The sequence below is a fragment of the Methanoregula sp. genome (assembly GCF_002835825.1).
GTDB lineage: Archaea > Halobacteriota > Methanomicrobia > Methanomicrobiales > Methanospirillaceae > Methanoregula.
Window position 1 is genome coordinate 1 of sequence record NZ_PIZH01000429.1, and the last position, 1,751, is coordinate 1,751.

A 1,751-nucleotide genomic window follows, 5' to 3' on the forward strand; every position below is an offset into this window, starting at 1 on the left:
GGACATTTCCCGGCCGGTGCAAGGGACGGGAGAATGAACCGGAAGAACCGGCTGCAGTACTCTTCGTACCCAAACCCTTCCTCTTCGATCACGAGCTTCCATTTCTCTTCCATGGAGAGGATGCCCATGAAGGAGATCATCAGGTACATGGAGGTGAGGAACGGGTCGAGATCAGCCCGGATCGATCCGTCTTCGATACCCTCGCGGACCGCGTCCCGCAGCACCATGCGGCACGACCCGTACCCTTTCCCGATTTCTGCAGTGCAGGGGTTTTCTTTTGAGAACCGTTCGGAGCCGTAGAAGTGGATCATCCGGAGATATTCCGGGTGTTCCTCTGAGAACCGGTAATAGGCTTCTCCCATCAGGACGACCTTGACAATGCCCGGCGCGTCCGTTGCCATGCACTCCGCAAATTTCTCTTTCAGGAGTGCAATGCCACGCAGCACGATGGCAGCGTAGAGCGCTTCCTTGTTCTCGAAATAGAGATAGAGGGTCGCCTTGTTCAGCTCGACGTCGCGGGCGATCCCGTCCATCGAGACCTCTTCGTAATTTTTCGCAAAGAAGAGCCGCTCTGCTGCATCGAGGATCTCCATCCTCCGCTGTTCCTTCTCCCGCTGTCTCCGGTCGGATATCCCCATGGTCACCTCATGCTATGAAGTATTCCGGTTCCTTTCGTTCCTTATACAATGTGTGAAGGCGCAGCTGTGCGTCTTTCAGGAGTCCGGGTTTCATCGTCCGGGCCTGCGACGGGCACTCCCGGATGCAGGCACAGCAGGTGATGCAGAGCTTGGTATCGATCTTCTTTGCATCTGACGGATCGATCGCGCCGGCCGGGCAGCGTTCGGCACAGGTCCCGCACTGCGTGCAGGCATCGCTGACTTCGATGAAGTCCAGGGTCCAGAGCCGTGAATCGCCGCGGTACGGGAACTCGCCCGGGATGTGGGCTTCCGCGATCTGCGTGACCGAAGAAGCGGCCTGCATCTTCTCCCGGATTTTTTTCCCGAACGCTTCTGCACGCTGGAGGTCGTTTTGATCGGGACGGCCCTGTGCGGTCGGGACTGCGGGGTCCGAGAACGAGTGCTCGCCAATGAAGGCACAGCCCGCGATTGTTCTGCACCCGGATTTCGTGACAATGTTCCTGAGTTCGAGCAGGGCGTCTTCGTACGTCCGGTTGCCGTACAGGACAACGCAGACTGCGGGCGTGTTGCGGGCTGCGATTGCGTTGAGCCAGTCGCGGATAATCGCAGGGACCCGGCCCATGTACACCGGGACGCCGATGACGAGCAGATCGTTCTCTGATGTCCGCAGCGGCTGCACTCTTGCTGCCGGTGTTGTGATGTCGATCTCTTCCGTGGTGCCCGGGCTTACACCACGGGCAATCGCCCGGACAACACTCTGCGTTGTGCCGGTGGGCGAGAAGTATACGAGTTTTGCTGATTCGATATTCATGTTCTCTCGTTTCCTGGATGTGCCGGACGGTGCCGGAAATTTTTTTGAAGCTGGAATTTTTTTTGAAATTTTTGGCGTTCTTGAAATTTTTTTTTTAAAATTGTTTACACTGCACGTGCCAGGCCGGCTACAGGATCTTTTTCCCGGGCTCGGGGTCCGGCTTGACAAGATACGCGCCCGTGATCTTTACGAGCACCGCGGACTTTGGCGAACACTTCGGCCAGCTCTCCTTCATCCAAACAATGTTCTCCCGGAAAATTTCATCGTTTGTGTGGACCGTGACCGTGCCCTTGATCTGGAAC

The 1,751-nt window shown here is 56.9% G+C and carries 2 protein-coding genes; both read right to left on the reverse strand.

The features are described from left to right. Positions 1–638, reverse strand: a 638-nt coding sequence (locus CW742_RS11895) for a TetR/AcrR family transcriptional regulator (protein WP_292420653.1), incomplete at its 3' end; no start/stop codon positions are given. Positions 639–645: 7 nt separating this feature from the next. Continuing rightward, entirely contained in the window at positions 646–1,449 is an 804-nt protein-coding gene (locus tag CW742_RS11900; protein ID WP_292420655.1) for an EFR1 family ferrodoxin, read from the reverse strand. Positions 1,450–1,751 lie beyond the last annotated feature (302 nt).